Origin of the sequence: Bacillus sp. FSL R12-0074 (assembly GCF_038005725.1) — a bacterium.
GTDB classification, from domain to species: Bacteria; Bacillota; Bacilli; order Bacillales; family Bacillaceae_G; genus Bacillus_A; species Bacillus_A mycoides.
Genome location: NZ_JBBOTR010000001.1, coordinates 1035482 through 1058213, shown reverse-complemented (window position 1 = coordinate 1058213; position 22732 = coordinate 1035482). Strand labels below are relative to the sequence as shown.

The 22732-nt window shown below is 36.0% G+C and carries 24 protein-coding genes and 5 pseudogenes; 8 read left to right on the top strand and 21 right to left on the bottom strand.

What is annotated here, in order from left to right:
- Positions 1-5: 5 nt before the first annotated feature.
- Positions 6-344 (bottom strand): anti sigma b factor antagonist RsbV, encoded by a 339-nt coding sequence (gene rsbV, locus NSS97_RS05425; protein WP_044444094.1) that lies wholly within the window; start codon positions 342-344, stop codon positions 6-8.
- A 197-nt stretch (positions 345-541) separates the two neighbouring features.
- On the opposite strand from rsbV, the gene NSS97_RS05420 reads away from it, so the two are divergent.
- Positions 542-742 (top strand): methyltransferase, encoded by a 201-nt coding sequence (locus NSS97_RS05420; RefSeq protein WP_107887136.1) that lies wholly within the window; start codon positions 542-544, stop codon positions 740-742.
- 163 nt (positions 743-905) lie between these two features.
- Here the strand turns inward: NSS97_RS05420 and NSS97_RS05415 are convergent, their stop codons facing one another.
- The 3 genes from NSS97_RS05415 to NSS97_RS05405 form a co-directional block, all read right to left on the bottom strand.
- On the bottom strand, positions 906-1157 hold the full coding sequence (locus tag NSS97_RS05415; protein WP_000522902.1) for a GlsB/YeaQ/YmgE family stress response membrane protein: 252 nt from the start codon (positions 1155-1157) through the stop codon (positions 906-908).
- Between the two features lie 74 nt (positions 1158-1231).
- Positions 1232-1432: a CsbD family protein gene (locus tag NSS97_RS05410; RefSeq protein WP_000004264.1), complete on the bottom strand. Its 201-nt coding sequence runs from the start codon at positions 1430-1432 to the stop codon at positions 1232-1234.
- Positions 1433-1482: 50 nt separating this feature from the next.
- On the bottom strand, positions 1483-1872 hold the full coding sequence (locus NSS97_RS05405) for a general stress protein (RefSeq protein WP_000448809.1): 390 nt from the start codon (positions 1870-1872) through the stop codon (positions 1483-1485).
- Between the two features lie 273 nt (positions 1873-2145).
- On the opposite strand from NSS97_RS05405, the gene NSS97_RS05400 reads away from it, so the two are divergent.
- Positions 2146-2616 (top strand): hypothetical protein, encoded by a 471-nt coding sequence (locus NSS97_RS05400; RefSeq protein ID WP_107887137.1) that lies wholly within the window; start codon positions 2146-2148, stop codon positions 2614-2616.
- A gap of 265 nt (positions 2617-2881) precedes the next feature.
- Positions 2882-2989 (top strand): YjcZ family sporulation protein, encoded by a 108-nt coding sequence (locus NSS97_RS05395; RefSeq protein ID WP_078178455.1) that lies wholly within the window; start codon positions 2882-2884, stop codon positions 2987-2989.
- A gap of 294 nt (positions 2990-3283) precedes the next feature.
- Here NSS97_RS05395 and NSS97_RS05390 read toward each other — a convergent pair whose 3' ends face one another.
- The 5 genes and pseudogenes from NSS97_RS05390 to NSS97_RS05370 form a co-directional block, all read right to left on the bottom strand.
- On the bottom strand, positions 3284-3604 hold the full coding sequence (locus NSS97_RS05390; protein ID WP_341111863.1) for a hypothetical protein: 321 nt from the start codon (positions 3602-3604) through the stop codon (positions 3284-3286).
- A 56-nt stretch (positions 3605-3660) separates the two neighbouring features.
- Positions 3661-4017, bottom strand: coding sequence for a hypothetical protein (locus NSS97_RS05385; RefSeq protein ID WP_033728813.1), 357 nt, complete (start codon positions 4015-4017; stop codon positions 3661-3663).
- Positions 4018-4339: 322 nt separating this feature from the next.
- The gene (locus NSS97_RS05380; RefSeq protein ID WP_107888460.1) at positions 4340-4684 is read right to left on the bottom strand and encodes a DUF4064 domain-containing protein; all 345 of its coding nucleotides are present in this window, start codon (positions 4682-4684) and stop codon (positions 4340-4342) included.
- A 12-nt stretch (positions 4685-4696) separates the two neighbouring features.
- Complete coding sequence (locus tag NSS97_RS05375) at positions 4697-5227, bottom strand: DUF4352 domain-containing protein (protein WP_107888461.1); 531 nt, start codon at positions 5225-5227, stop codon at positions 4697-4699.
- A gap of 419 nt (positions 5228-5646) precedes the next feature.
- Positions 5647-5937, bottom strand: a pseudogene (locus tag NSS97_RS05370) (Tn3 family transposase); the annotation flags it as partial.
- Positions 5938-6088: 151 nt separating this feature from the next.
- Here NSS97_RS05370 and NSS97_RS05365 point away from each other — a divergent pair.
- A complete protein-coding gene (locus NSS97_RS05365; RefSeq protein ID WP_000566283.1) occupies positions 6089-6418 on the top strand; it encodes a hypothetical protein in 330 nt (109 codons plus the stop codon).
- Positions 6419-6685: 267 nt separating this feature from the next.
- Here the strand turns inward: NSS97_RS05365 and NSS97_RS05360 are convergent, their stop codons facing one another.
- The 7 genes and pseudogenes from NSS97_RS05360 to NSS97_RS05330 all read right to left on the bottom strand — a co-directional run bounded on the left by NSS97_RS05360 (position 6686) and on the right by NSS97_RS05330 (position 12502).
- Positions 6686-6865 (bottom strand): DUF4177 domain-containing protein, encoded by a 180-nt coding sequence (locus NSS97_RS05360; RefSeq protein WP_107888462.1) that lies wholly within the window; start codon positions 6863-6865, stop codon positions 6686-6688.
- A 395-nt stretch (positions 6866-7260) separates the two neighbouring features.
- Complete coding sequence (locus NSS97_RS05355) at positions 7261-7698, bottom strand: NUDIX hydrolase (protein ID WP_001202613.1); 438 nt, start codon at positions 7696-7698, stop codon at positions 7261-7263.
- Between the two features lie 75 nt (positions 7699-7773).
- Complete coding sequence (locus NSS97_RS05350) at positions 7774-8430, bottom strand: P-loop NTPase fold protein (RefSeq protein ID WP_107888463.1); 657 nt, start codon at positions 8428-8430, stop codon at positions 7774-7776.
- Positions 8431-8735: 305 nt separating this feature from the next.
- Positions 8736-9119: pseudogene (locus NSS97_RS05345) on the bottom strand (IS4 family transposase); the annotation flags it as partial.
- 146 nt (positions 9120-9265) lie between these two features.
- Complete coding sequence (ltrA, locus tag NSS97_RS05340) at positions 9266-10570, bottom strand: group II intron reverse transcriptase/maturase (RefSeq protein WP_061674703.1); 1305 nt, start codon at positions 10568-10570, stop codon at positions 9266-9268.
- 513 nt (positions 10571-11083) lie between these two features.
- Positions 11084-12134: pseudogene (locus NSS97_RS05335) on the bottom strand (IS4 family transposase); the annotation flags it as partial.
- A gap of 143 nt (positions 12135-12277) precedes the next feature.
- Positions 12278-12502, bottom strand: coding sequence for a hypothetical protein (locus tag NSS97_RS05330; protein ID WP_000486589.1), 225 nt, complete (start codon positions 12500-12502; stop codon positions 12278-12280).
- Positions 12503-12782: 280 nt separating this feature from the next.
- On the opposite strand from NSS97_RS05330, the pseudogene NSS97_RS05325 reads away from it, so the two are divergent.
- Positions 12783-13058, top strand: a pseudogene (locus tag NSS97_RS05325) (DUF2306 domain-containing protein); the annotation flags it as partial.
- 219 nt (positions 13059-13277) lie between these two features.
- A complete protein-coding gene (locus NSS97_RS05320) occupies positions 13278-13379 on the top strand; it encodes a YjcZ family sporulation protein (protein ID WP_000505688.1) in 102 nt (33 codons plus the stop codon).
- A 147-nt stretch (positions 13380-13526) separates the two neighbouring features.
- Here the strand turns inward: NSS97_RS05320 and NSS97_RS05315 are convergent, their stop codons facing one another.
- Positions 13527-14996 carry a glutamate decarboxylase gene (locus NSS97_RS05315; RefSeq protein WP_044440239.1) on the bottom strand — a complete coding sequence of 490 codons (1470 nt, stop codon included), beginning with the start codon at positions 14994-14996 and terminating at the stop codon, positions 13527-13529.
- Between the two features lie 105 nt (positions 14997-15101).
- On the opposite strand from NSS97_RS05315, the pseudogene NSS97_RS05310 reads away from it, so the two are divergent.
- A pseudogene (locus NSS97_RS05310) lies at positions 15102-15416 on the top strand (Tn3 family transposase); the annotation flags it as partial.
- Positions 15417-15529: 113 nt separating this feature from the next.
- Here the strand turns inward: NSS97_RS05310 and NSS97_RS05305 are convergent.
- The 3 genes from NSS97_RS05305 to NSS97_RS05295 all read right to left on the bottom strand — a co-directional run bounded on the left by NSS97_RS05305 (position 15530) and on the right by NSS97_RS05295 (position 18353).
- Positions 15530-16141, bottom strand: a complete 612-nt coding sequence (locus NSS97_RS05305; RefSeq protein WP_044440243.1) for a DUF2812 domain-containing protein — start codon at positions 16139-16141, stop codon at positions 15530-15532.
- Between the two features lie 16 nt (positions 16142-16157).
- On the bottom strand, positions 16158-16472 hold the full coding sequence (locus NSS97_RS05300) for a PadR family transcriptional regulator (RefSeq protein WP_001078071.1): 315 nt from the start codon (positions 16470-16472) through the stop codon (positions 16158-16160).
- Positions 16473-16613: 141 nt separating this feature from the next.
- Complete coding sequence (locus NSS97_RS05295) at positions 16614-18353, bottom strand: S-layer homology domain-containing protein (RefSeq protein WP_107888092.1); 1740 nt, start codon at positions 18351-18353, stop codon at positions 16614-16616.
- A 605-nt stretch (positions 18354-18958) separates the two neighbouring features.
- On the opposite strand from NSS97_RS05295, the gene NSS97_RS05290 reads away from it, so the two are divergent.
- The gene (locus NSS97_RS05290) at positions 18959-19489 is read left to right on the top strand and encodes a cysteine hydrolase family protein (RefSeq protein WP_044440247.1); all 531 of its coding nucleotides are present in this window, start codon (positions 18959-18961) and stop codon (positions 19487-19489) included.
- A gap of 175 nt (positions 19490-19664) precedes the next feature.
- On the opposite strand, the gene NSS97_RS05285 is transcribed toward NSS97_RS05290, so the two are convergent.
- The gene (locus NSS97_RS05285) at positions 19665-22049 is read right to left on the bottom strand and encodes an immune inhibitor A domain-containing protein (RefSeq protein ID WP_016094632.1); all 2385 of its coding nucleotides are present in this window, start codon (positions 22047-22049) and stop codon (positions 19665-19667) included.
- Positions 22050-22732: the final 683 nt, after the last annotated feature.

Sequence of the window (22732 nt, the reverse complement as noted above, 5' to 3'; positions counted from 1 at the left end):
CCTAGTCACCTTCTTTCTACTTTTTCAAAATCGGAATTCAAATTCAATATTTCCGTTAATCCTGTAATATCGAATAATCTTTTTAGTCTTTTAGATACACCAATAAACTCTAGCTTTCCATCATTTTTCTTAATTGCTTTTAATAGAGCTATAAACACGCCTAAACCTGTACTATCCATATAATCTACCTTATTAAAATCTACTACTATATAAACCTCTTTCTCACTTGCAATAGGCATGATCTTATTTTTCAAATCTGATGCCGTATACGCATCAATCTCACCATTAAGTTGTACTGTATAACCTAAATCATTTTGCAAAATATTTATTGCCAAATTCATCATTTCCGCCCCCTTATCTCAAACTACTACTATTTAATTACCCATAAAAATTAGTTTTAAACATATTTTTTCATTTTAATTATAAATAAATTTTCTACACCTTTCTCAGCTTAACACTAAAAAAAATACTACCAAATGTTTAAACTTTATAAATTTGTGTATGTATAATGTATAAACATTATTTTTAGGGGGATCTATCTATGGAAGAGCACAACTTTAAAAAGGGAGATTTTGTTCAATTTTCTTATCGACACGATCATGCTACAAAATTAATTGGTTCCATTATTAACATACTAACGAATACAATTGTAGTTGATATAGGTAATAGCGAGGACTTATCTCATATAGAACCGAGGCAGGTCGTAAGAATAAATAATTGTAAAAAAGTAACGATAGCTTAATATGTACTCTCAATCAGTGGGGACATCCTCACTGATTCCTATGTAAAATACATTAAAAAAGCATCCAAATTATTTTAATTGGATGCTTTTTTATGTATTTTTATCAGTTTATTAACTTTATAGCTACATATAATAAACTTAAGATTACTATTCATTATCATACTTACGCTTTCCGTAGCATTCTAGAAAAGAATGTAACGATTAAAATAAAGACGATTGCACCTAATAAAGCTGGAAGAATAAAGATGCCTCCCCATTCAGGACCCCAATGACCAAATAACGCACTACCTACCCAAGATCCGATTAATCCGGCAATCACATTACCAACTATACCTAAAGGAAAGTCTTTTCCCGTAATCATTCCAGCTAACGCACCAATAAGTCCACCTACAATACACGTAATAATAAGTCCCACAATTAGACCCCCTATATATTTTTATAATGGATTTATCAAGCTTTGGCGTTTAACCAAAGCTTGATAAACATGTATTATTCTTTGTTATCCAATCCATCACTTATCTTTTGTTTCACTTTTCCGACTTTTTCTTTTACAGTTCCCTTCGTCTTCTCCCACTTCCCTTCATTTTTCAACTCTCTATCTTCTGTAACTTCACCAATTCCTTCTTTTACTTGCCCCTTTTTCTTTTCAACTTTACCAGTAATTTGTTCTTTTAGCCCGCTCTCACTCATATTTCCAATCTCCTTTTCGTAATAGATTTGTAGATTTAAAGAGTATGAATTTAAATAGAATACGTGCATCTTCTTTCTTGTAACCATTCACCGACTCTTTCTAAATCCTTAACGAATAACAAGATTTTCCCTTCATCCAGTTTTTCTTCATAAAAGTTAGCTTCTTCCTCATTAAGTCCTAATTCTTGCATCTTATTTCTTAACTGATCTCCTGTTTTTTGAAAAACATTAATAATACTTGTCCCAAGTCCCTCTTCTTTTATTCCAATTGTATTCACGTCTGCATTGTCTGCGATTCTATCTGTCCTTTCTTTCTCATGTGTTAATACGTAAATATCTTTTTGGTCGATTCCTTTCTTCACTAGATCATTCGCCGCATTCATGACCTCTTTCTCCGTAATAAATTCATATACAAAAGGTTTACTATACTTCGTTTCCATCTTTAACTTCCTCCTCTAAAATGAATTATTTGTTATATTATATGTAATACACTCATTTTCGAAATGTTAAACATAAAATATGAAAAAAATTATGTGAATTTTGATTTTGATAGAGAATGAACCGCATATTTTTCATATATACGCTTCATATTATTCATACGAACATCATTAAAACTAGTAAACATGTCTCCCTACGACTTACAAAATGATCTCCTTATAATAACCACCTAAAATAACAGAAAATTGTTATAATTAAACATAAGGAGGGATACTATGAAAAAAATCATATCTATATGCGCTCTAAGTGTTCTATCTTTCACTTTAATAGGTTGTACAAGCACTTCTACTACAAACAATACTCCAACAACTAAGCAAGAAAATACGAAAAATACCATTCAATTAAACTCTGCAGACATTACCAACATTGAGATGCTTAGAACAACAAGTAATACTAGTTCCAAATCTCAAACAGATAACGAGGAAATGATACAATCAATCGCTTCAGCAGTCCAAAACGGAACACCAAAAACAATCACACTAGATCAAAAAAAGAAACAATCTGCGCATTCTACTATAACCGTTACATATAAAAATGACTCAAAAGAAGAGTTTCTTGTGTGGGTTGATAATAAGGAACAAATTACGATTGCTAAAGATGAGAAGAAAGATAAAGTAGAAGCTGTGACGGTGAATATTAAAGGCGCTAAGATAATGAAGGATTTTTTTAAAAATGATAAAACGTAAAAGGATCCCCATCAACTTAAGAATTCAAAATTAGCACAAAATTTTGTTCAGAAACACTATAAAATTCCAGCCTAATAGGTCAGTGGCGAGACCGTATATTATTAAACTTAAAATGTTTCAAATCGAAGAAAGACACCTTATAAGGTGTCTTTTCTTTATTTTCAAAAGGACCTGCTCCATTCATAAATGCATAAAGTAAATTGAATCCGTTAAAACACATGAGTGAACCTTTGTCTTCCCCCTCCTATCTAAAGGAGGAACTGTTATGGGCTTTGGTGGTAGTTGTGGCGGCTGTCGCTTCGCTGGAGGATTTGCTTTATTAGTTGTATTGTTTATTTTATTAATCATCGTTGGAGCTGCTTGCTTCTGCTAAAAAACTATCGGAAAAGATCCCCGTGCTAAATAAAAAATAAAATAAGCTGCCCATATGGACAGCTTATTTACATAATTATCGTTCTCGGAAGTAAAGTTTTAAAAGTAATTTATCCATAGTGATATTAAAATTACTACTAACAGGGGGAGCACCACACACCCATCAAGCTAAGAAAAGCAACTATCCCCAAAAAAAAATGAACTGAATTCTCATAGACAACTAACTGTGGAGAGATAAAATTTTTGTTTTGGGGGTACTCAAAATATTAACTTGATGGGCATGTGGAGGTACCCCTTATAGATATCCTTGTCCCTTTAATTCGTTGAACCTTGGATCGTCAATTAGAAAATCATAGTTTCCAGGAACTGTTCCTAATACTCCCATTGGAGGTTGATTTATTAATCCCGTATTCTTAAAGATGTATAACGCATTTGTTATAGCTTGTTCACTATGTCCATAATCTTCACCTTCAAAAATTAAGTTCATTTCTACAGCATTACGATTTTCGAATATTTGTTTGCAAAGAAAATCTTTTAAATCCTTATCCATTGCTATTAATTCGTTTAACATTATTTTCTCCCCTTTCCATAAGTTAAATATGACATTTTTTGGCATAAAGAAAAGACACCCTAAGGTGTCTTCCTCCGACTTGAACCACTTTACTTTTAAAACTAAAGAATCTGCGTTAGTTCTGAATTCAAAACTCGTTGTGCAGTAATAATAACATTACCAGGTGCTATTCCGTAGACACTGTATAAACCACCGTTTTGATTAGGAACAATTTCAACTTCATATTGAAGTGCTTGTCCCAAAGTAGAGTGAACTAAACTTAGATTTATAAATTCAGAAGCATTAGCAGCCACATTAAAGTTTATCTGTTCGATTAATGTTCTTGTACCGTCAAGTCTAAAAGATCTAACTACCCCAGTAAGTGGACCTGCAGTACGATTGAGAATTTTAACCCTAGCTCTAGTTGCATTAGTAGGTTGATTTCCTACGTTTTCAATTGGACCAGTAGAGAAAGGCATATTAAATTCACCTCCCACTAAATTAAAGGATTAATAACCTATAGATTATAGTTTCATAGTATGCAATACTTTATTAAAATGATCTAAATCAATTAACCAATTTGTTTTAAAAATAAAAATGAAGTTTACATAACCTTATGCTTTTTAATGATGAATGAGAAGGTCCTTTAAGAAATAAAGAAAAGACACCCTAAGGTGCCTTCCTGCGACTTGAACCATCATATAGTAATATGGTATTGGATGCCAATCCAAATATTATTTTACCACGTTAAGTAATTTCGATTATTGAGAAATAAAAAAAGCACTCTTTCGAGTGCCTATTTTAAGCAGATACAGCAGCTTTATCTTTACGGAAGATACCCATTAACCCGCCAATTAATAATAATACTCCTGGTAATAAGTAAACGATAGAGATACAGATAAATCCGCCAATAGCAGCAACTGTCATCATGATACCGCCAATTTTAGCGTTCTTCTTAACTACTACGCAGCCAACGATTCCTAAGATAGATAGAGCAACAGCTCCCCATCCTAAACCAATGATGCTGTCTGCACCTTCAGCTTCAAACGCAGCTCCCATACCACCGATCATTAAAGCGATAAACGCACAAATAATACCAAAAATACCACCAATAAGTCCTAATACAAATTCAGTTGTTCTTTTCATTTTAATTTCTCCTTATTTAGCTACTTCGAATTCGAATTTCACAGATTTTTCATCAAATGTAAATGTAGGTTTGAATGTACCTGTGAATTTATCGCCTTCTGGTACATCGTACAACATTTTGTTTGTGATTTGATTACCTGGTGCAATATTTTCAGTCACAAAAGTGTTTTCTCCGCCAAAGTACTCTTTGAATTGGTTACCCTCTGCATCAGCGATTTTTAATTCAGAAGTTCCGAAAAATATATCTTTCTTTCCATTATTTTTAGCATTGAACGCGATTTCTAGAACTTTTCCTTTTTCAGGCTTGATGTATTCGTTAGGTTCAACGAATTTAGCTGAACTGAAAGTTAGTTGTAGACCATTAACTTCTACCGTATCCCCGATTTTATAAACTTTGTTTTCAGTAGATGCTTTTTTGTCCTTTTTTTCCTCTTGTTTAGGGGCATCAGTTTTACTTACTTCCTTTACTTCTGTTTCACCACAAGCAGCTAAACTAAAAGTAAGTGCTCCAGCTAATGCAATTGTACCCATTTTTTTATACATTATGTTTCCTCCAGTTATGTAAAATGTAAGATTTCCGAACTTATCGTATCAAACAATCAATCATATTATTGTCATATTTTGTCGAATGAAAATAAAAAAAAGAGAGCCGTGTTTTTTTGCATATTATCAATCTTTATTTTAAATATTCAGACTTTTTATAAATTATCAAACTTTATTTTAAAGCCACAGAAATACAATAACCACCTATCAAATTTACTGGATAGGTGGTTATTAAAGTTATTTAAAAATCTTTTTTCTGCTTTCATCGTACAATATTTCAGGAATAATAAATTTATTTGATTTTGAAAGAGAATCATTCATAATAGCTCTCTTTCTCTTCCCAATCTAACCTTAGCTTGATAGCGATGGGGGAGCACCAACAAAACGCGAATTTCGTACGCTAAGAGATCATCGGTTTCTTACTGTTTAGTTGTTTCTAGTGGTTGTAGAGAGTCTACTGGTGCACTTTCTCTTTTGCTAAATCGGTATTCTCCTAGAAAGTTAATGTGTTTCCACCTTACTGGAGAACTATGTTTTAATAATTCTTCATCAAATTGTTCTTTTTTCTTCAAAGCTTTTATTACTTCACTTAAATAAATAATATTCCACATACTAATTGCATTAATTAAGAGGTTTAGTGCACTACTTCTTTGAAGTTGATCTTGTAGCACTCTTTCTCGTAATTCACTATGTTTTTCAAAGAAAATAGCGAAAGGCAAGACGATGAATACATTTACAAAGTGACAAAACTGTAAGAATGCACGAATGTTTGTAAGAAAGTTCGATGTTTTCCTTTTTCATTTTTTATTATAGTGAAAAAGAAGAACGAAATATTCTCTTATGTAGGAAAGGAAGATAATGATGATTGATCTATTAAATAAATGGATGTTAGAAAGTACAGGCAATTTCAATATCGTTGTAGGACTTACAGCACTTCTATTTTTGGGTTCAGTAATTGCACTTATTATTATTTACAAAAAAATTGGTAAACCAGATGAAAGAACAAATCCTATTTATTTTAAAATTATTTCTTGTATGTTTACTACTCAAATTCTAATGAATTGCATATTTATTTCTTTAGTTGGTAAAGATATCGAGAATTTCCGTCAAATCTTTATATTATTTGAAGCCTTTGTATTCTTCGTTGGAGCTATTTATTCGTTTAAATTATATAGACAAGAATTTAAATAATTTACATTTTTAGTTAATTGTATATTCTATACATATGAGGTTAACATAACGTCTCATTATCGGGATTCAATGTATTTAGAAGACTATTAAAAGTCCTCCAGATTGTTTAACTGGAGGACTTTAGTGTTCACATAATTTTTGTTATTAGAAGTTGATTAATATTAGCTTATTTGTCTTATAAGTTAAATTGAGAACAATTAGATCCCCAAATATTCCAGTTCTTTTTGTATGTTATTTAAAGCAAACCTCTCTTGTTTTTGAAAGGAGTTATTTGGTTCGTTTGAAGATAATCTCCAAAGAACTCGTGTATCCTGCCATTGTTAGAGTAAGGACTTGAACAAATTCCCAACCATCTTCAGCATGTTCGGTAATAATACGTTTATAATCTTCTTTAGGTTGCCCTGTCCATCCAACAATTTCGACTTTCACGAATTTGTAATCGTACATATTCTTCCCCCCTTTTCCTAATTGTACCATTTAGAAGAAGCGATGTATTGTACCTTTTTGACTGTATACTCTATACATGTGAGGTTGACATAACGTCTCATTATCAGTAGCAATAATAAGGAGGAACCCTAATCTCACAAGTAAATCTCCTTTTTTGTTCTATGGATCTATGCATTTTTTTATACATTCCTATCCTGGCGCGGTTTTAGGGTTCTCGTTTGTTATTGGATTAGCAGAAAAACTGTATAAAATCTTGCATGCTCTTAGCGGGGTGCCGCCAACAAAACGCGATTTCGTACGCTAAGAAAAAAACCTTGCTACATAGGTAATGTAGCAAGGCTTTTTAAGTTGTTTAATTCTCACTCCACTATCGGCTTTGTTAACTAACACTTTAATTATTTTAACAGCCTTTTGTTTAATTCCCACAAAGCCGTTTTGTTACTATCCCATTTTAAAAGCGTTACGGCTTCCTCAAAGCACAGCCATTTATAATTGAAGTGTTCTTTAGATAATTTAATATTTTTTGTAGGAACTTTAACTCCAAAAGAAAATTCTTTTATTACATAAACATCTTCGCCCCAAAGAAATTCACCAACTACATCCTCTACTGGTAGTGAAGACACAGAATCTAGTTTTATATATGGACTTTCTCTTGTAATACCAGCCTCTTCAAACGCTTCTCGTTTTGCTGATTCAATAGGAGTCTCACCATCTTCTCCACCACCAGCTATTCCTTGCCAATAACCATAATCACTTCGATTAAAAATGGCATATTGAATGGAATCGTCAGTTTTTATATAAGGAAATATCAATACTTGATACGGTGCTCTCATTGCTTAACATCCTTCCGAAAAAATATGAAAAATTTATTCACTAACTTGCTATTTTAGTAAATAAAGTATTTGTATTTAAACTTTATAAAACTCAAATGTATTTTTTTCTAAACATATTGTTTCATTGGAATTTTTGATAATAATATCAAAACGTTGACTATACTGATGCATAAACACTTCATACTGAATCCGACGTTCTTCATGAGACTTCCTTAAGTAATTAATATCGGCTCCTCTTTCAATAATATCACGGCTAGACCTTCTCATTAATTCTGTTTCTCCATCTGTATAGAAGTAAATTTTCAAATCAAATAAATTTGGATTAATAAATGCGACACTCATTCCTTCTACAATCGTCACCTTATTTTTCGAAGAAATTAACTCACTTTTTATATAATGTGTATCCATTGTATAAAAATCTAAACCAGCTCTTACCATTTGAACATCTCTTTCTAACGCAGACAAATGATGGGCTGATGGATGACAAGCTGTCATTTTATCGTAATGATTTTCATTCTGATATGTATAGTGGATATTTGTATACTGTCGTACATTTGAACTAACAATGTATGGATCTGTATTAATATAACTCACTTTATTTTGATTTAATTGGTTTATGAGCTTATTGGCGAACGTTGTTTTTCCCGCAGCACCGTGTCCTGAAATGCCAATAACAATCTGTTCATCGGTCATACTGATCCAATTTATAATTTCTTGTAATAACTTTTTCATTATTCTCCCCCTGTTACTAATATATCCCCTTATTTATATCATCTTAATATAGAGGTATCCTACTGTAAAATCATACATGAAGCTAAAAAATGGTATGATTATCCATCATATCATCTCTATTTTTAAAAAACTATATTAATTTTCAAAGGATTTTATTGTTATTTTGGGTAGTACCACATCGCTATCAAGCTAAGCTTATGCAAAGTCAATTTTAGGCGAGATTGTTTCTTTTTTCTAAGGGGCAAGTGTAGGTGATTGAAAGATTTGCATACGAAATAAACCCTAATGGGTTTCACTTTTTTGAATTAAGCGGCTTGATTATCAGACATGGAATTGTAAACGACACCTAATATATCAAAGACCGTTTTTTTCTCATATCGATGAGATTTCCGCCCGTTTTGCTGTAGGAGATTGAACAGACGAAGTAACACCTTTGATAGCTCTTGGGTGTTTTTTTGTATAGTTTGGAATAGAAGAAGAAAATAGTCTTTAATCATATATATGGCTTTATACTCACTAAGCTCTCGTTTTTTCTTCATGAGGAGCAATTGGCGCATTTGAAACATGATAGAAGAACAGAGTAGAATGGCAATCAACTGACCATATAAATGGCACTCCAATCGTTCTGGTTTTATCTTTTTACAATGATGAATTTGAAATAATGACTTCCACGTTTTAAATAAAATTTGTCGGGTAAAGAACTGGCGCGGTATCAGTTATGACCCGTCTCCAGCCCCTCCCCATAAGAACTGCTCGTGAAGTTTTCCCTCAAGCAGCTCACCCCATAAACTTCATCAAAAGGGTTATGAGACCTATCAGATGGCAGACACTTTTATCAATATCTTCCCGAGCTTTCGAGAGGACGAACTTTCCAGTTCCAGTAGAGTCCTAGTACACCATAGAGATATTCATTACTCCATCTCTGCCATCCAATGCTACGCTTTTGTCGCCGTTTCCTTCTCGTCAATAACGTACGGACTTTCATCTCTGTATAGTCTCGTACTTTACTAAAAGCTCGACTAGAATTCCCAACCCGGAAGTAATTCACCCATCCAATCAGTACAGTATTGATTTGTTTTACTAAATCTTGTGCAGGCTTGGCGCCTGCGTTTCTGATTAATTCTCGGATTTTTGCTTTCACTTTCGTACAGGCTTTCTTCTTCGGGGTAATAAGAACAAAGTATCTACTCTTATTTCGATTAAGTACTCGCCTCAAATCAAATCCTAGGAATCCGAAGGATTCTCCTTTTAAAACATTAACCACTCGGGTCTTCTCCAGATTCAGTTCAACTCCCAAAGGCTTTAATTGTTCCCACAGTCGTCGCAATGCCAATTCAGCCCATCCACGTTTACTAGAGTGTCCGCTTACAGTGATAACTATATCATCAGCAAAACGGTGATAGTTTACAGCCTCGTAATGGTTTTCTGTTGTCTTACGTCGAATGGCATCAAATGTCCAATCTACTTCATTGAGGTAGATGTTTGCGGCTAGGGGAGAAAATGGTCCCCCTTGCGGGACACCAATCTTTCCTGTCACCTTGATTACCTGTTTTACAAGGTGCATAACTTGCGAATCTTGGACACGCTTTGCAATTTTCTCCAAAAGTATGTGGTGTCGAATTGTATCAAAGTAGCGTGACAGGTCAACATCGATTACTACAGTCATCCGGCGCAATATGCTACGTCGCACTTCTGCCAGTGCTTGATGTGGAGAGCGTTTTGGTCGGAATCCGTAGGAATTTGAACAGAAATCAGCTTCAAAGATGGCTTCCAATATGAGTTTTAGCGCTCCTTGGACCACGCGGTCCCGTATACACGGGATTTGTAGTGTCCGCATTTTTCCGTTTTCTTTTGGGATTTCTACTTTACGATTAGCTTGTGGTTGATATGTTCCAGCCTGTAGTTCTGCTTGGATATTCTTTAAAAACGGCATAACTCCCTCTAGCTCTATATCAGCGAAACTTTTCCCGTCGATGCCTGGGGCACCGTTGTTTTTCCTCGCTTGCTGATATGCTTCATGAAGGGTTGTTATTTTGGTAATGTGGGAAAATATTCCCCAAAACCGATGCGTAGGTTCAGACTTCGCCTTTTGATAGATTCGTCGCCTTAGTTCCTGCAAAGTAATAGGTGTTTTTATCATGGCACCCTTGCCTCCTTTGGTCGTACGAAATATTTACAGGTTCGGACCCTTCCCTCCCCGCGCGTTTTGCTGCACGCAGATCTCTGGTACTACGATCCGTTCCGCCACCCTGACACCTACCGTTCTCACTTCCCGATCGCGGTTATAGAGACGGTCTCCTCGATGAGGTTTCTTCATCGGGTGTCGAGGGCTTCTCCAGTTTCCACATTATCTTTCTCTCCATGTCGCCGCTGATACCCCGCCGGTGAGAACTGCCGTTCCAGACTCGTTTCGGTCAGTTCTTGCTGCTTTCGCACGTTATCGACCGTCTCAGCCACCGGAATTGCGTGTAACGAGGCTACGTCTACGTTCACTGTACGTTACAACCTGGAGATTTGCCCACATGCCTTTTGCATGTGATGTCAGAGGGCTTCGCCGTGTCGCTTTCACTTCATGGCGCCTCTCAGGCTACGGGAGTGGAGTCTATTCTCCCGATTGGACTTTCACCAACTAGATAATGTGTCCTTATCTGGACACGCCGATTTGCCAACGCAAAGAATACCAGTCATGTACCTGTCCCATCGGGACAATATCTGTAGGGGGTGTTTGTCATATATACATTGATACCACTGAGTCGTTTACTACGAGAAGAATACTTCATTCCTTTCTTTTTTTCTCTTACAGCTTGATCTTGTAATCGTTTTTGTTGCTGTTATTTTGTTAATCGATGAACAATTACACGAGCTGGCACTTTATCAATCATTCCTACATAAGCATCAGCTATTTCACATGTTTGTCCTGGTTGAAGAGAGTTCAGTAACATCTCCATATCTAACTGTATATACTCTGTACCTTTCTTAATTCTTCCATCTTGAAAATAATCAGGGTTAGGATTTTTTTGATACATACGTGTATTCGACTTGATACGAGAGATATAGTAGGCCTCTTTATCTTGTATATATTGAAGGTCTTTTAAATGAAAATAACCTAAATCTCGGATACATAAATCATTTGCCGTCACAGTTGGGGCACACAGAGAACCGTAAGTACGATCATGTTGTTTACCTGGACCTGTATGAATATGTAGGAACTGTCCGCTTAACAAATCATACTCAAGTTGAATTTTTATCCGAGCAGTATGGCTACATCCTCCTGCACCTGGATAAACCGATGAAAATACATCCGGGAGTTGAAATGCAGTTGAATCTAAAATACGAATACGCTTGAAAACAGAAGTGTATGGAGAAGAAATCGGCATAGATGCGGCCAATTTTTTGCTTAGTAGTTCGGCTAGTAGCTGTTGTAAGAGTAGGACGGCCGACTTATTAAACCGTTGATTCAGTCCCTCAGGACTGATGAGTACTTCTGTTGATGCTTCTAAACAGCTAGATAACTGAGTTAAAGAAGTCATAGCTACATTTTGGCTCACCCATACACATAAAGCTACTAAATCTTTTGCTTGGTACTTACTGGTTCGTTGTACAAAACCAACATCTCTAGCAAGATCCCGTAAGGCATTTGGAGATAAAAAACTTTGAATCTCTTGAGCAAATAGTTGTAATTCGTCAGACACAGAAACAGACATAAAAAAACGCCATCCTTTCCTATGATTCTACAGAAAGAATAGCGTTTTTTTCATTTTAAGGAAATTTAGTTTTGTTATCTTTTCTTAACAACAAACAAGACGCCACCCAGATCACGGCAGCGCCTACAATAATTGCTATTGGTTTAATCATTAACAAATATATCTGGCCCCTTCTTCAACGCGTACGAGAAACCCGAAATAAATACAACACTAAATATAATAATAGAAGACCACATATTAAAATGATATTCTTTACCTGCAACTAAATTATATATGTTATGGACCAAGAAATTAGCACCTATAATAATTCCGCCTAACATTGAACTAATTAAAATGCTCATTAAATAAAACTTGAACTTCTGGAACATTTCCCTTCTACCCCTTTTCTAAAATAAATTTTATTTAGGTTATACCAGAAAATTGCACCATTTATTTTCCATATATTATCAAAACTATGTTTTAATTAAGGTTATTTTAAGGAAGGCATTATCTATTCAAATGTCCATTTCGGGGTTCCACCAATATGCCCATCAAGCTAATGAAACTAGTTGCCCCAAAACAAAAAATGTATATTTTCACCTGGAGATGCCAATTTTCTCGTTTTGGGGGTACTATAAAATTTTAGGTTGATAGCCATGGGGTAGTACCACATCGGCATATCAAGCATTAAACAGAGTTAAGAATAAAAAAATTCAAGACCATCGGAATTGGATGATCAGAAATTATTCCTTAACCTTTGCGGCAGTTACATTAAGAATTTGGCTACCTTTATTTGTATTGCTATTTGGACTGAAGCATTTCGAACTTAGTTATGCTGTTATTGCTTGGTTAGCGTGGGTGCCAAATTTAATCATTGCAGAATTATTTATAAGACAAAGCCTTAATAAAGGACAACAACAGAAAAATGCTGATTTACATTTTTGATGCAATTTATACGTAACTCGGCTGAATCCCTTGATGGCAACCCGAAAGGAAGGCCGATGTCTTCCCGCCCTACATAAGAAGATCACCTTAGGGTGTCTTTTTTTTATTTTCAAAAGGACCTGCTCAATTCATGCGTAAAAACATAAAGTAAATTGAATCCGTTAAAATACATGAGTGACACCTTGTTTTCTCCTCTTATCTAAAGGAGGAAGAACTATTATGGGCTTTGGTGGTAGTTGTAGTAGTTGTGGCGGTGGCTTTGCTTTATTAGTTGTATTATTTATTTTATTAATCATAGTTGGAGCTAGCTGCTTCTGCTAAACAAACTATTAGAAAAGACACTCATATATGGGTGTCTTTTCTTTATGGGATAGCGTGAGAAAAATGCCGATTTACAACGTTAAGGAAATTTCAATATTAAAAAGCCTAATTTCTCAATTAAATATGAAGAAATTAGGCTTTTTTCATTTAGTGATGAAACCCATTATCACATTTCGTATCATGTGGCATCGGCCCGTCCAGGGAATCCAGAAAGGCAACGGTCTGTTTGAGGTTCCTCAAAAATAAATGCGCGAGATCCATGGAAAATCCATTTCGAACCACAACGCGCATAATCGTCACCGCTTCCATATCTGGAGGCAATGGATAGGCGGGTACTTGCCAGCCAAACACACGCAATTGTCGAGATAAATCATAAAGATTCCAGTTTAATGTGTAACCATCTTTCAGTCGCCAAGCGAAAACCGGAATATCCGAACCATCGGACAAAAGTTCGAACGGTTCCATATTCTGAATCGCCTTGCTAAGAAAAAGAGCGACTTTCTGAGAAGCTCTTTGGACATCATAGTACCCACTTTTCCCCAAACGCAGGTAATTGTAATATTGCAGGAGCACTTGTGCGCCAGGACGAGAGAAATTCAGGGCAAAAGTCGGCATGTTCCCGCCCAAATAGGAGACGCGGAAGATTAGATCCTCAGGGAGATCTTCAGCTTCCCGCCAAATTATCCAACCCAACCCAGGGTAGACTAATCCATATTTATGTCCGGATACATTGATGGACTTCACCCTCGGTAATTGAAAGTCCCAGACTAAATCCGGTTGAAGAAACGGTGCTATAAATCCCCCCGAAGCCGCATCCACATGCATAGGAATGTCGAGGCCCGTCCTCTCCTGCAAATCGTCCAACGCTTTCGCAATGGCGGCAACCGGTTCGTAAATCCCGGTATAAGTCTCACCGAGAATCGGTACCACACCAATCGTATTTTCATCCACGGCAGCGAGGACCCCCTGAGGATCCAATCGGGGATGCTCTGGGCTAACCTTCACATAGCGTGGTTCAACCTCCCAATAGTTCGCGAATTTTTCCCACACGACTTGAACAGCAGAACTAAACACAATATTGGGCCGATCCACCGGCTTCCCTTCGCTTTTGCGTGCATTTTGCCAGCGTCTCTTTAACGCAAGCCCCCCGAGCATACATGCTTCCGACGATCCAGTTGTTGAAACGCCCATAGTCGTAAGGGGAGTGGGCGAATGCCAGAGGTTTGCTAAAATACGGACACACCGCTCCTCAATTTCGGCTGTCTGTGGATATTCATCCTTGTCAATCATGTTCTTGTCGAATGATTTGGCATATAAGTGCTCTGCGGCAGGCTCCATCCATGTGCTAACGAATGTTGCAAGATTCAAGCGGGCATTGCCATCAAGAGCAATTTCATCATGGACGATTTGATACGCTGTTTCTGGTAACATACCTTCATCAGGCATCTGAAAGCGCGGAACGACTGATTCTCCTTCGCGGGCAAACAGAGGATTTACAGAAAACTCGTGAGGCAGCTCCATTTGCACGTGACGCGGTAGATATTGTGGATTATCTGGCAAGATCTCTTTTCCTTCGTATGCATCGTTTTGAACTTCTGCTTTTCGATCTTGTGGCATACAAGTCCCCCTTAATTAATTGTTTAACAAACATATTATTTACAAAAAAGCATTTGTTACACCAAGGGGACAATTCTAATAAAAGGTGCTGCCACCATTCGAATTAAAGGAGAAGCCATGAATGGACTTGCAAGAGCTATTTTCTTCAGAAAACAAGGTGAGCTTAGGGAACAAACCATACAGCATCAATTGCAAAGGGTCAGTGCCTTAAACATAATTATCAATGCCATCAGTATCTGGAATACTTTACATCTAACAAAAGCAGTTAAATATCAAAAACGGATAGGTAGTTTTAATGAGAACTTATTGCATCATATGTCATCTTTAGGTTGGGAACATATCAATTTACTAGGAGAATACCATTTTAATTCAGAAAAAGTGGTCTCATTAAATTCTCTAAGACCATTGAAACTTTCTTAGTGTTGTAAATCCACATTTTCCTGACTCTACCCCATGCCCATCAAGCTAACCAAGTACACCATTTACAAATTCAAAAGAATCCCCCTCAAAGCATCAGCTTTAAGGGGGTCCTCCTAGTATTTTCTCTCTTCATACAATCGATTTGCTTTATACGAAAAAAATAAAAACATACCCACCGCAACTGGGATAAATAACCATAAAATACCTCTCATTAATGCAAATGGTGTTTCAAATAAAAATGATCCTAAAAATGCTGCGCCGTGCATATCCCATAATCCTGGTGTATAATATAGGCCTTTCGGATTTAACATCACTCCTAAATCAATTGTATTATTAAACATAAATAGCATTAATAGAGGAAAATAACATATTGCTAATTCTAAAAATGTCTTAGATAAACGTTTATACTTCCCTGCTCGTGACATTTGATCTGAAAAAATGTCATCTTCACTTTCCTCATCTATCTTTTTAAAATATTGCGTGCCTGCCCACCATTTACCGGCTATATGCTTCCAGCCGCTATCTTCAAATAACGTACAATAATTAATAAAATCACTTCGTCTATAAAATATTCTATAATCTATTTTAATTGTCGCATTCTCTGGTTCTGCGATTTTAAATTTATAACCGAATGTATTACTTTTTAGTTGATAGCCTTTCCAAGCCATCTCTTCTAACCATTTTTCCTCTTTCTCAAAGTCTAAAAAGAATTTCAATCTCCACATCTTCGCTTCCCCCTAACTATACATTTAATAAGCTTTTTGTAACCCCAATAATGTGCTGCATTCTCATAAAGTCTAAATGTAATACTTCTTTCCCGCGTTCAGTAATGACATACACTTTTCTTCGTTTATCTTCACTTTTTACCGATTCTATTAATTGTTGCTTTAATAAATTTTCAACCGCACCATATAATGTACCCGCCGCAATTTTCACTTGATGATTACTAAGTTCCTCCACCTTTTGCATAATTAAATATCCGTGTGCTGGCTCTAATAAAGCTAAAAGAACGTAATACGTTGTTTCCGTTAATGGTAAATTTTTATCTCTATTCATAAAGACCTCCAGTGTAACGATAAATATATAGCCAAACTATATAGTTTAACTGTATAGTTTGATTTTATACAGTTAGACTGTATATGTCAAATTAAGGTATAAAAAAATAACCTAGATCCCTTAAATGGATCTAGATTATTTTTAATACATAAACGTAATCGTCACTAAAGAATATCCTTCTTTCGCATTATACGGCTCCGCTTTATAAGAAACACGGTTCGCTCCTTGCGGATAACCGATGTCTCCAATTACTTTTTTCACATCTTGCAATGCGCCATCCATTGATTGTTTATAAAGAATTTCAATCTTTGCTGACTTTGTGCTATAACGTTGCTGCATTTTATTTTTGAATTCATTATAGTTATTTGCGATATATTCATTTCCTAAATAATTTAACTTTGTATCTTTCAATATTTGCTGATATGCAGGTGTTTTCGTACCACCTGTCGCAATTTTATTTGTTAATGTACTATAATAATTTGTTGTAGCCTGCGGATAGTCCCCGCGGTTCCACTCATGATTTCTTGCAATTTGCTCGTCAGATAAGTTGAAATAAGAATACGTTACGCGGCCTTGTTCATCTGGCACTGGATCATCGAATGTTGTATCAAGGTGATACCATTTGTTTTCGATTTTCACCAAGTTCCAAGCATGAGGCTGACCGTCTCCAGTTCCTACTACAAAATGATTCTCAATTCCAGCTTCTTTTAATAATTGATAGGTTAATAGTGTGTAACCTTGGCAAACGGCAGAACGATTCGCGAGTGCCTCATATGCTGTATACGCTTTATAAGACGTATCGTAAGAAACATGTTTTACAACATAATCATGAATCGCCTTCACTTTTTCATGATCATCCATCCCGACTTGAATAATAGAAGGAACGATCGCTTTCGCTTGTTTCATCACATATTCTGTTTGTTCTTTCGTTTCACGATACGTAATATTTAGCGTAAACGTATAATTCCCTGGCGATCCAGATAGTGAGTATGAAACATTCGATCTATTATAATTTGTATACTCATTTTTACTTGCGACTTCTTTATATGCGGTGAAAAGTGTATTCATCACTTCTTTTGTATTACTGTTTTTCGTTTTATATGGAAGTGTAATGTTCGTTTCGTACGTATTAATACGTGTTTGCACTTCATTTTTGAATGCTGCTAATAATGCCGCATCTCCTGTATCTTGCACCGCAACCTCAGGCTTTTTATATTTCAATGCATTATATAAAAACTGTGCATACTGTTCACGCGTTACCGTTTTAGCTGGTTCAAATTTCCCGTCTCCTGTACCAGATGCAATCCCGTTTGACTGCACCGCACTAATCGCATTTTCTGCCCAAAATCCATTTGGAACATCATTAAATGTATGTTTTTGTTTAGCTGAAACTTGGAATGCATTTTTAATAATTTGCGCCATTTCTGCGCGGCTAACAGAATCTTTCGGTCTAAAACCGCCATTTCCATCACCTTTAAAAATCCCCAATTTCGTTAACGTTAAAACCTCTTCCGGAAACATTGTAGAACCTGAGCGAATATCTCCATACGGATTATTTAAAGTAGACCCATCTTGTAATACATAACGAGCACCATCATTACTAAACGTACCGCCTTGCTTATTCGGTACTAACACACGATAAATTAATGCTGCAACTTGCTCCCTCGTCGCAACATCACCAAAACCAAACATCCCATTTCCATAACCTGAAATAATATTTTTGCTCGCTAAGTCTTTAATCGCAGGATAGGACCAGTGCGATGTTGGTACATCAGAAAAAACGCCCGCTTCAGCAGCTTTCATATCACTGCCATTTGTATATAATAAAGCACCACCTATAAGTGATAATGATGTAATTGATTTTAATAGTTTTGTGTACATAATGCATTCTCCCAATACGTTCTCTATTTGTGTTATTTTTTGTCGAAAAATCTAAAAGAATATGCCAAAACACATTATACAATTAAAACTTTTCGGAGGATATATTAAATTTAAAAATATGCAAAAACTCATATTACTATAGTAATTCGTACTAATATTATGTTGCGAATATATAAAGTGAAACTTTAATCAGTAGGGGGTTACAGGCAGCACGACTCCCACCTAACTTCTTTGCTCCACCTGAATTTTGAGGTGGGAGTTTTACTGCCCACAAATAGCGGGATAAATAAAAAGAAAAACACTAATGTAACATTGTTAATATACATATCTCTTTTTGAGCTTTTATTTCGCTAAAATGTACAATACTATCCCCATTAAAATCGCAATAGAATCCTGAGAACATACCTTTTAACATGATTCATTATATGATTGCAAATTTCATGTCCTTTATTTAAAACAGTTTTTACTAATTGTAATTATTTGCATCCACTTCATACCTCCATGCAATATTCTTTGGAACTTTTGGATACATTAAATATGCATAGCATTGTAGTTTACATATATTTCACTTTTGTATTTTTTGACCAAGTATTAGGAGGGTATTTATGATGAAAAGCTGTACAGCATTCCTTATTATTGATGTACAGATAGGTTCATTTGAAGAGAAAAAAGTCCTATATAATAGAACGGAATTATTAAAAGTTATTCAATTATTGATTTCTAAAGCCCGTTCTGCCTCAGCTCCTATTTTTTATATGAAGTTTAACGGGAAGTCCGGTTCCTTGCTTAGCCAAGGGACACCTGGATGGGAAATTCATAAATCAATTGCTCCAGCAACAGGAGATGTCGTTCTTGAAAAGAATCATCCGGATTCTTTTCATAAAACGAGTCTTCAACAAGAGCTGGAAATGAGAAATATAAAACGAGTTGTTATAGCAGGAATCCAATCTGAAATTTGTATAGATGCAACATGCCGGCGTGCATACAGCTTAGGGTATGACGTTACTCTTGTAAAGAATGGGCATAGTACATATAATTCTACAATATTATCGGCGTCTCAAATTATTAAGCATCATAACGAGATAATCGGTCAATGGTTTGCCTGCGTAAAAAATTCCGAAAGTATAGAGTTTTAATTCCATTTCCATATTTGATAGTCTATATATTTTTTACGATAGTCTCTTGCGCTTTCAAAGAATTGCTTTCCAATGAACTGGTTCCTAGACTGCCTATTTCTACAATAAGAAGAGAGCTGCCCATAGGTCAGTTTCACCGACTTATGAGGCAACTCCCTCTTAGTTTCACCTTATTCTATCGATGAATCCAAACTGCACCTGCAGACTTGTCTTCAGCTTGACCTACTACTTCAAACTTTAATCCTAATTTCGGCAACTTACGTCCTGCATCTGGAATCGCGCTGTTGATGTACTGCTTAGAGTCATCAAATTTTGCAACGCCTGGTAATCCTTTATAGTCAAAGATACCACGAGTTGGCGAATCTACTCTCCATGCTGGCGTTTGATCAAATGAGAATGCCGCATCGGCAATTTGATAACGCGTACTGCTCTTCACAGTCGGTTGTCCGTTTAATGTACCTACGATTGCCTCTGGATGAGAATCTACTACTCCTAAGAATCCTTCACCTGGATGAACACCTACCCAGTTATCTGTAAAGCTTTGATCCGCATACCATACAACCATTCCTGTATTAAAGACTGGACCACGCGCATGTTGTAACGCCGTGTCAGAACCAGCGTAATTTCTCCACTCTACATAGTAGTTATTTTTTTTCTGTTCCAATCCGTTAGATACAGTAAATCCTTTTAACGTCATTGCTGGCCCGCCTTCTGCATCATCTGAGAAAACAACTTTTCCATCTACAGTTAATGCAGCATTATCTAACGCAAATCCTTTATAAGCTACTGCAATATCTGTTAAATACTCAAATTGCAGTTTTACTTTTTTCCCTTTAAATTGGCTTAAATCGTATGATTTATCAACCCACTTACCATCAGTTGTATCCACGCCGCCTTTTACATCTTTTTCGCCCATTCTATCAATACGTGTCTTCGTTCCATCTTCTGCAATCGCATATACGTCAAGGAAATCATACTTCGCTTCAAGTTCGTAGAATGCCTTATAATCGAACTTAGCATCCTTGGCATTTGTTAAGTCAAATACTGGTGTCTCAAGTGTTGTATGAATATCATTTCCTTTTGTGCTGTAATAAAACTTCTTACCAAATGCTGACTCGATATTTTTAATATCTTTGTCTGGCAAGTTAACACGAACGATTCCTGGTCGTTTTGATTTTGTAACACTTTGATCTAAATATGTTGCAACACCGACTCCCGTGCGAAGTTTATCATAATCTACCTCAACGATATTCGCCCAGTTGCCATTCATATTCTTTTGGAAAAACTCTTTATTTTGTGGTGAGAAACTTGTTGGCTCTGTTCCTGCAATTTTTCCAGCCCAGCTGCCGCCACTCATAATAGACCATGACTCAACAGGTTCACCTTGTCCTGAGTACTTCGTATCGTATTCATCTGGTAAGCCTAAATCATGACCATACTCATGCGCAAACACACCAACTGCTCCATCTTCAGGCTCGATTGTATAATCGTATGCAGCCATCTTTCCGCCCCAATTCGAAACAGAAGATTTTGTGCCATCAATCGCATATGGTTTTGATCCAAGTTTTGAACGATGAGACCAAATCGCATCATCTTTCAATTTACCGCCGCCAGCTTCTTGACCAACGCCAGCATGTACAACCATTAAATGATCAATAATGCCATCTGGCTCGTTTTTATTTCCATCACCATTTTGATCGTATTGATCAAATTGGTCATAATCAGCTAAGTTAATTCCTTTTGCTACCGCTGCTTTTAATGCTTCTTTCACAAGATCACGCGGCCCTAAAGGACCTTTGTTATCATGGCCAGTACCCGCATCCGCACCATAATCCGAAGCTTTCCCTGGAACAGTAAGCCATTCCGTTACAGTTCCATCAACTGTGTAGCTGCCGCCAGATTGTTCTTCATAATATTGTTTAAATGTATTAATCTTCGATCCATCAAATAACGTAAATGGTTCATTACCAAATAACATTTTTTGATAATGTTCACGATTGAAGTCCTTAGAATACATGTATCCTGGCTCTTGATCAATATTGTTATGCTTAAAATCGCTAAATTCTACAAGTAAAACAAGTACTTTATCTTTTCGAACAGCACCGTTGTACTCTTCTTGCTTCGCTGGTGCAGTAGGTACTTTTCCATTTAATTTACTAGAATTCAATCCTGCACCTTGTCCAGCTACTGGCCCTACTGTTGGCTGCTGCGCCTGTTCATTTTCCTTCATTTTTGCATCTTTTACTTTTTTCATAAAATCAGAAGCTTCTTGCGTAAGACTATCTCCTGTCAAGATTTCTTTACCAGGGTTTTCCCCTTTCTTTTTCTCAACATATTTCTCGACAGCCTTTGACGTCTCAGCTTGTGATGCAGATTGATCAATTACGCCCCGTTGTTTTAGCGCTTCTGCCAAACGCTCCTCCGGTATTAAATGCTCATCTATTGGTAGAGATGATGGCGAATCAGCATACGCCGCATGACTTCCAAAAGCAAAACTACTACTTAGTACTGCCGCTGTTGCTAAAACTGATAATGGTTTTAACTTCTTATTCTTTTTCAATGCATTTCCTCCCCAGTGTCTGCGAATTATCGTTTTTTTTGCCGATAGCAACATAATATTCTCTTTATAGAGAATATTCAATGTTTTTCAACAATTAAATGTTGAGAAATATTTTTTTGTGCAGGGTGGGATACGTAGGATAGCAAAAAAGAAGACTGTTGGGACTTTATAATTATTTGAATCAAGATTTAACAATATACTTAATGCAAATTGCATCTGACTATATAAGGAAGCTTGTAGGAAACCATAAAAAATGGACTGTAAGGTTCTCCCCCCTACAATCCATCATTAATCATAATTAAAGAATATTAAGATTATAATAACGAAATATACACATGTATAATTCTACATTACTTGTAACTAAAAAAGGAGTCCTGATCGACCATTGCCATCAACTTAAGACATGCATTGTCCCCCAAAATGAAAAAACGGACTAAATTCCCACGGACAACTATAAAGAGGTAAAATCTTCGTTTTGGAATACTTCAAAATATTAACTTGATGGGCATGTGGCGTACCCCTGATATGATCGGTACTCATGAAAAGCTTATCAGCGTCATTGCTATTAATGACAACATTGATACTTGATACTCGGAAACAAGAGGACAGGACGACGATCTATCGCACATTAAAACGAAATGGTTATGAAAAGAACGAGTAACAATGGGTGTCGTTTATACTTA